Source organism: Kamptonema animale CS-326 (assembly GCF_028330895.1).
Lineage (GTDB): Bacteria > Cyanobacteriota > Cyanobacteriia > Cyanobacteriales > Microcoleaceae > Kamptonema > Kamptonema formosum.
On record NZ_JAQMUA010000343.1, the window covers coordinates 1 to 7836 of the forward strand.

General features: G+C 44.3%; 7 protein-coding genes. 5 read left to right on the forward strand and 2 right to left on the reverse strand.

Annotated elements, in window-relative coordinates; translation table 11 throughout:
• Positions 1-398, forward strand: a 398-nt coding sequence (locus tag PN499_RS20000; protein ID WP_465249968.1) for a calcium-binding protein, incomplete at its 5' end; no start/stop codon positions are given.
• A 50-nt stretch (positions 399-448) separates the two neighbouring features.
• On the opposite strand, the gene PN499_RS20005 is transcribed toward PN499_RS20000, so the two are convergent.
• Positions 449-1252, reverse strand: a complete 804-nt coding sequence (locus PN499_RS20005) for a circadian clock KaiB family protein (protein ID WP_272033941.1) — start codon at positions 1250-1252, stop codon at positions 449-451.
• A 68-nt stretch (positions 1253-1320) separates the two neighbouring features.
• The gene (locus PN499_RS20010; RefSeq protein ID WP_272033943.1) at positions 1321-2355 is read right to left on the reverse strand and encodes a type IV pilus twitching motility protein PilT; all 1035 of its coding nucleotides are present in this window, start codon (positions 2353-2355) and stop codon (positions 1321-1323) included.
• Here PN499_RS20010 and PN499_RS20015 point away from each other — a divergent pair.
• The 4 genes from PN499_RS20015 (at position 2333) to PN499_RS20030 (ending at position 7503) form a co-directional block, all read left to right on the forward strand.
• The gene (locus tag PN499_RS20015; protein WP_272033945.1) at positions 2333-2647 is read left to right on the forward strand and encodes a hypothetical protein; all 315 of its coding nucleotides are present in this window, start codon (positions 2333-2335) and stop codon (positions 2645-2647) included. The two genes, PN499_RS20010 and PN499_RS20015, sit on opposite strands and share 23 nt — an antisense overlap.
• A 335-nt stretch (positions 2648-2982) precedes the next feature.
• Positions 2983-4377, forward strand: a complete 1395-nt coding sequence (locus PN499_RS20020) for an amidase (protein ID WP_272033947.1) — start codon at positions 2983-2985, stop codon at positions 4375-4377.
• A gap of 81 nt (positions 4378-4458) precedes the next feature.
• The gene (locus tag PN499_RS20025) at positions 4459-5556 is read left to right on the forward strand and encodes an acyltransferase family protein (RefSeq protein WP_272033949.1); all 1098 of its coding nucleotides are present in this window, start codon (positions 4459-4461) and stop codon (positions 5554-5556) included.
• Positions 5557-5856: 300 nt separating this feature from the next.
• On the forward strand, positions 5857-7503 hold the full coding sequence (locus PN499_RS20030) for an alpha/beta hydrolase (protein ID WP_272033951.1): 1647 nt from the start codon (positions 5857-5859) through the stop codon (positions 7501-7503).
• Positions 7504-7836: the final 333 nt, after the last annotated feature.

A 7836-nucleotide genomic window follows, 5' to 3' on the forward strand; every position in this document is an offset into this window, starting at 1 on the left:
GTGTAGGTGATGACTTAATTAGTGGTAACGAACAAGATGATATTCTCGGAGGATGTGAAGGAAACGACACCATTTACGGAGGTGAAGATAATGATACTATCACTGGTGGTAAAGGTAACGATATCCTTTATGGAGACGTAGGAAATGATAGCTTGATTGGCGGTAGCAATAACGATGTTTTTGTCTTAAAAACTGGTCATGGCTTTGATATTATCGGTGATTTCACCATCGGTCAAGACTCGATTGGATTAAGCGGAGGTTTGAGCTTTGGTCAGTTAGAATTTACTGAGAATAATCAGGGAACAATCATCAAAAATCTGTTGACTGGGGAGCAGTTAGCTATTACGATCGGTGTGAGTAAGAATGTGCTTACATCGGCGAGTTTTCTGCTGGTTTAGGAGAGAAATATTGCAATGCTTACAGGATTGGTTAGCATTGCGGTAAGCTATTAAACCTCCGAAACCGCAAGTAGGCGCAAAATTTTATCAACATCGCCTAACTCTCCCACAATCCGGCGCACCGGGCGCGGCCACACTTTAATCAAAGTAGGCGTAGCAGAAATTTGATCCGCTTCTGCTTGATCTGGATGCTTAAAAACATCAATCACCTTCAAAGTGTAGGGTTGACCAAGAGTTTGATCTAAAACCTGGTGTAAAGTCTTAAGAGTGCGCTCAGTAGCGGCGTTATTACCAGAGACAAACAAGCGCAAGACATATCCTTGAGTTTCCAATGGTGCGGTAGATTCTGCATTTGCATAAAGCGATCGCGCAACTCCCCCACTCCGCCGCCGCAGCGCCAGCAAGCTTCCTACCTCACTCTCCGGCACAGATTCACCACTCGGAAACTGTACAATTAACTCATGATTTTCCCAAAGTTCAGGAAATTGGTTGTAATAAGTAGCAATCACCATCGGATTGCACAGTTCCTCAACGCGGACGTGCCAAACTAAATCTTCAGTCTCAAACACCGCATTCAGTAAAGTTTGATGTCGCACAACTGGGGGATAAGCTTCAGCCGAAATTCGCATCTGCTGAGTCTGGGGATCGAGCCATCGGTCAATAGTTGCTGTGTAACAAGGGACGAGAAAATGGGGAGGTTCTGACAAACCCAGCATTTCTTGTAGAGCTGCACATAAATGCAAATGCCATCGACTTTTTTTGCTGGGGTCTATACAGTAGATTAAATCTCCCCCTGGCGTGAAAAGTGCAATGCCTTTAAAAAGTTGTGGTAAGGGCTGGCGGTCAGAATTCAAAGAAAAATACCAAGAAAATTGTTAACAGTTAACGGTTAACTGTTAACAGTTAACATCTTTATTTGCGATTAAACTCGACCTCGGAGCATTTGAGCCATTTCGTTCGGAGATGGCGACTGCTCGATACAAATCTCTTCAGTGATGCGACCTTCTTGATAGAGCCCATATAGAGACTTGTTCATTGTTGTCATCCCCTCATAAGTATCCTTGATCATGATTTGGTTAATTTCCTCATTCTGCCCCTTGAGAATGTATTCCTTAACCACGTCAGTATTGATCAGAATGTCGTGGAAAGCAGCCCGCTTACCATCTGTAGTTTTACATAGTAATTGAGCAATGACTGCCACCAAGGACTCAGCGATTGAAACCCGCATAGCGGGCTGTTCTTCAGAGGAGAACATATCCAGAATCCGAGTCAGGGTTTTGATGGCGCTGTTCGTGTGCAGCGTCCCTGCTACTAAGTGACCCGTTTGGGCGGCTTTAAGAGCGATTTCCACCGTCTCTCTGTCCCGAATTTCTCCCACTAGCATCATGTCCGGGTCTTGCCGCAGAGCTCCTTTGAGAGCGTTAACAAACTTGAGGGTATGTCGGCCGACTTCCCGGTGCTTGATCAAAGATTTACGACTTGTGTGTACGAATTCTACGGGGTCTTCAATCGTGATGATGTGATGGGATTTGTTCTTATTGATATAGTCAATCATGGCGGCCATTGTGGTGGATTTCCCAGAACCTGTTGGCCCCGTCACCAAAATTAAGCCTTTGTGGTAGCCGCATACTTTCCTAAAGACCTCTGGTAGCCTCAATTGCTCCATTGTCAAAATTTCGGCGGGAATTAGACGTAATACCATTGCTGGGCCGGCTAAGGAGTCAAAAGCGCTGATCCGAATGCGAGTAAAGCCAAAGTCAAAAGCGCCGTCAAAGTCTAAGTTTTTTTGGAAGTAGGCAATTTCTTCATCGCTCATGCACTCCCGCAGCCAACTCATAAAAGTATCTAAATCGGTTACGGGATAACCGGCATCGGTAATGTCGCCACGTTTGCGGAACCGGGGAAGTTCATTTACTCCCAAGTGAAGGTCAGAAATGCTCTCCTCTTTGGCTCGCATCACCATCTCCTTCAAGGTGACGTTACCAGCGGCGAGGCCCGGGCCTGTGGAACTTGGGGGTGCGGCTGCTGGTGGTGGAGCGGCTGGTGGTGCTGGAGGTGGCGGTGGTGCTGCTGCTTTGGGTACGCCAGGTACTGGAGGTCTTCCTCCTGGGGGTGGTGGTGGGGGAGCGCCGGGAACGGGAGGACGGGGTGCTGGCGGACGCTGTGATTGTGTCATAAGTGCGCTACCTTGTTTAGGGGAAAGGTTGTTTGGACAAAGGATTTATCCAGGTTGGGCAAGGGTCAATTAGGCTGCTGTGCGCTTTACTGAACAGCTTAGCTATTCAGACGGATATATTTCAAGGGGATTTGACACCCAGACCGGGCAATCAAATATTCTTTCTTTAGCAGGATGGCAGTAAAGTTTTTCTACATCCTAAGATAGATCTTACTAAGATTGATAAAAAAGTAGCGATTATCAAGTTTTTGTAAATTTATTCCCCAAAATTTTTCCTTGAGGATTCCTGAGTGGTTTAGATGGGGGAGTGTCAAAATTGTTAAAGTTTTGCTAAAAGCTGGGATTTACAGAATCTTTATCGTTAAAATGACTCCTCTGTAGCAGGCGTTAGTTCTGTAGGGAAATATCATGAATTCGGTAGATTTGGCATTTTCTTCGGCGCTTGAACAGGCGCGGTCGATCCGCAGTAGTGAGGTGTCGCCCCTGGAGCTCGCTGAGCTTTATTTGGAACGGATCGGGCGATTGGATGCCCAAGTGGGCAGTTATGTGACTGTGATGACGGAGGAGGCGATCGCACTTGCTAAATCTCAAACTGAGCAGTTAGCAAGAACTAGCGATCGCGAAAATTTGCCGCCTTTTTTCGGTGTGCCGATTTCGATTAAAGATCTCACTCCTGTTGCGGGCGTGCGCTGTACCTACGGAGTGCCAGCTTTGCTGTCTAACATTGCTACCTACGATGATGGTGTAGTCGCCAAGATTAAAGCTGCTGGATTCAATATTCTGGGCAAAACTGCAACGGCTCAGGTGGGTTCTTTGCCATATACGGAACCGGAAGGTTTTCCACCGACACGCAACCCCTGGAATTTGGATTATACGCCTGGGGGATCGAGCGGAGGGGCGGCGGCGGCTGTGGCGGCGGGGTTGTGCGCGATCGCTCAAGGTTCTGACGGTGGTGGCTCAATTCGCGGCCCGGCTTTCTGTTGCGGTTTGGTAGGTATTAAGCCCACGCGAGGGCGAGTTTCTCATGCGCCTGTTGGTGATTATCAAAGTGGTATTTCTACAAATGGCCCCTTAGCTCGTACAGTCAGAGATGCGGCTGCACTTTTGGATGTAATGTCTGGTTATATTACAGGCGATCCTTACTGGTTGCCCAACCCAGAATCGTCATTTTTAGAGGCTGCTGACCACAAATTAGGTAACTTGCGAGTTGCTTTTTCCACAACAATTGCTCCTCTGGGGGAAGTCTCATCATCGTGTCAGCAGGCAGTGATAGATACAGTAAATTTACTATCAGAATTCGGTCATAATATTGAACCTGGTTGTCCTGATTTCGCTGGTTTAATTGAGCCATTTAGTGTAATTTGGCAGTCGGGCGTAGCAGCTAGTGGTATTCCCGCCCCGGCACTAGAACCGATGAATCGCTGGCTATTAGATCGAACTCGTTCTGCGGGAGAATATCTGGGAGCTGTGTCTCAAATGCAAGTTATTGCCCGCCGGATTGTCGGTTTTTTTGATAACTTTGACGTGCTAGTATTGCCGACTTATATGTACCCACAAATTCGAGTTGGCGAGTGGGCAAATTTGACTCCAGAGGAAACTTTGCAGAAAATTATTCACTGGATTGCTCCTTGTCCCCCTTTTAATGCTAGCGGCCAACCTGCGATCGCGCTTCCTACTGGTTTAGATACTAATGGTTTACCCTTGGGAATTCAAATTATTGGTAAACCGGGGGCCGAGGCTACTTTGATTGCTTTAGCGGCTCAGATTGAAGCGGCGAAACCTTTTCCGATTTTGGATTTTTAGACGAAGGAAGAAGGAAATGTCTGGTCTTAGGTAATTAGTGTGCTAATTTAATTCAAGAAATGTAATAAACCAATCATTATCATGGGTAAAATATCCGCTTCCTCCAAGAAATTAGAATTAATACAAGCATTTCGAGGAATAGCCTCTATTTTTGTAGTTCTCTTCCATACTCGATTTCAATCTTATTCAACTCCAATCACAGATTGGATCAGACCTTTATTTGGAGCCACCTATTCAGGGGTTGATTTTTTCTTTGTTTTGAGCGGCTTTATAATTAGTTACGTTCACTATTCTGAAATTGGTGATTTTAGTAAATTTAAACCTTTTATTATTAAACGATTCATCCGCGTTTACCCATTTTACTGGATCTTGACTATATTAGTAATACTTGTTTACTCGATCGTTCAAAAATTAGGAGGAATGACTCAACCTATGGGAATTGATGTATTGATTAAGTCTTTCTTATTATTTCCACAACTAAAGCCAGCGATAATTTTTGTGTCTTGGACTCTTTGCTATGAAGTTTTCTTTTATATTTTATTTAGTTTATTATTTGTAGTTAAGACTAAAGTCTATTTTAAAATGTTGGTAGCTTGGATGGTCTTAATTTTAATTAATTATGGCTTGAAATTGAACGGAATTGAATTAAAAAATGACTATTTTTTAATTGATTTCTTGTTTAATCATCACCTCATAGAATTTGTATTAGGATGTTGGAGTGGCTACTTAATTCTGCAATCTCATGATTTTGTGAAGCGATATTTTCGACTTATTCTTCTAGCTGGTTGCCTGAGCTTTACCTTATTTATAATTTTAGAGGGGTATGGGTTTATTCCTGAACTTTCTAATAGTCCTCACAGAATATTAGCTTATGGCTTGCCGTCGTTTATGATTGTAACTGGGGCAGCAGCTCTAGATACTTATCAACCTATTATAATTCCTAAAATTTTTTCTTATTTAGGGGAATCATCCTATTCAATTTATCTCATTCATTTTTATATTCAATATATAATCATAAGGATACTAAAATTGATTAACCTTAATGAATATGCGATTAGTAATACTTTAAATATTGTGATATTTTTCGTGGTCATTCCAACAATAGTGGGGTGTATATTACACACTTTCGTAGAAAAAAAGTTGCTGGCGTTTACTAGGCAAAAGCTATTGACAAGATAGCGATATTTCAAAAAAAATCAACGACACAGGACTTACGCAACTGTCACATTTCAATCAAAATAGTAGGGTGCGTCAGATACCTGGTTCGACGAATAAATAAGGGTTTCTGGTTCTGACGCACCTACTAATTGTGTCAGTTGCGTAAGTCCTACGACAATCAGAGTAAAATTAAAAAAAGCGATCGCACTTTGGGTTTCTTCTTCTCTCCGAGATTTATTCGCTTCACGGAAGTTTACCCGATATGGAAAACTTTTGGCAGTATGATGATATATCTCTATATATAGTCAGACCGAGTTAAAGATGATGATGCGACCAAAATTCAAATTGCTGTCGTTATTAGTAGGTATAGCCAGCGTGGTAGCGCCTGCGATCGCAACCCCTGTACAAGCTGCTGAAACTCTTGTCATTCGCAAAGGAATTTTCGAGTCGTCAATCGCTGTTGCTGACTTGCGATCGCTTGTGGAAACGGGAAAACTCCCAGAAAGTCTGCAAAACTATGCTGCGTTGCTCTCATCTCAACAGCGCAGCCAAATCTACGGTGCTCTGAAAACGAAAATTCAACTCAACGTCGTCACCGTTAGCAACCTACTAAATACCCAAATTGGCACCGGTATCCTCGCGGATCTCGCTACTGTCACGCCTCGGCGCGATGGTGCGGGGGTGCAAGCGCTACGAGCCGCGATGGTACTGGGATCGACAGCGCCAGAGGGTTTGTCTGTACTCAGCTTTATCGAAGCTTATCCGGGCCAGCGGATGATCGTTGATTTAGATCGCGCCTTTGCAGTTATGCAAAACTTAAATGCAGGTTTTTGGCAAACACAGCGGTTCATGGCTGCGATCGCACCTCAATTAGCGGCCACCAACCCCAACATCAAACTACCCTTCGATCCCACCCAAGCTGGCCCTAACTCTGTAAAGGTACTTAAATTAGACTTATTTGATAGTCAGCGCAACCGCCGCATTCCCCTCGATGTCTACTCGTCAGCGGCGACAACTGCTGACAAACCTGTGATTGTATTTTCTCACGGCTTGGGTTCCATCCGCACTGACTTGCAGTATTTAGCAGAGCATTTAGCCTCTTACGGCTATGCAGTCGCGGCCTTAGAACACCCCGGTAGCAATGCCGATCATACTAACGCTGCGATCGCAGGTAAAGGATTAATTTTAGAAGCACAAGAATTTATAGATCGACCCAAAGATATCAGCTTTGTCCTCGATGAACTCGCCAAACTCAATCAAAGTGATGGTTCCCTGCGAGGAAAATTAGCCACAGACAATGCAATGATCGTTGGTTATTCCTTCGGCGGAGCGACTGCATTATCAGTTGCAGGCGCAGAAATGCAACTGACAAGGCTCAAACAACGCTGTCAGAGCAAATTAATTACATTCAGCTTAGGAGAAGGCATTCAGTGCGCGGCGGCCGCACTTCCACAAGATAGCTATCAACTACGCGATCCTCGGATTAAAAGAGCGATCGCGATGAATCCTACCACATCTTTACTATTTGGCGAAACAGGATTGAGTGCGATCGCAGTTCCCACCCTCGTAGTCGCCGCCTCCGCCGACAAAACCACCCCCGCCTTAATCGAACAAATCGCAGGATTTTCCAAAATTCCCTCACCCAAATGGCTAGTCGGCTTTGTTGGTGGCACGCACTTAAGCGTCAAAGACCCCAGCGCGACTTTAGATCAAGCAGATAAACCGAGTACAGCGGTGACAGGGGATGAAGTCGTGGGCGTTCGCGCTGTTAGCGTTCGCAACTACATCAAAGCTATTACTTTGGCAATGGCCGCTCAACTCACTCCCGATGCTGAGAAATATGCAGTATTTCTAACACCAGAATATGCACAATTTGCCTCTACATCTGCAATTCCAGTGCGGTTAGTGACGGAGATTCCTGCTGAAGCTGAGGCGATCGTACAAACTTTTATCAAGCAGGAGCAATAGACATCTGAGAAAATTAATGAGGGGTGCTCTTTTCTGCTTGCTAAAGACGCGATCGCCCCTTGTCTCTACATTTTTTCTAGAGATGTCTATTGGTGACTAAGTGGATGGGAATGAACAATTTAATTGAGTTAAGGAAGCAGTCTCGCATTAGTTTTTGCAAATTGATACTAAATCTTTGCTTGATATTGCTTTAGGCTCTTTCGGCATCCTGTGGTAAAATGTATCAGATACTACATTTTACTAGGTTGCGAGCAATGGATCTTCACTTAGATATTTTATTAAATTTACCGAATGTAAGTGTTTTTACTTGTTATGATCGAGAAGGATTCAAGA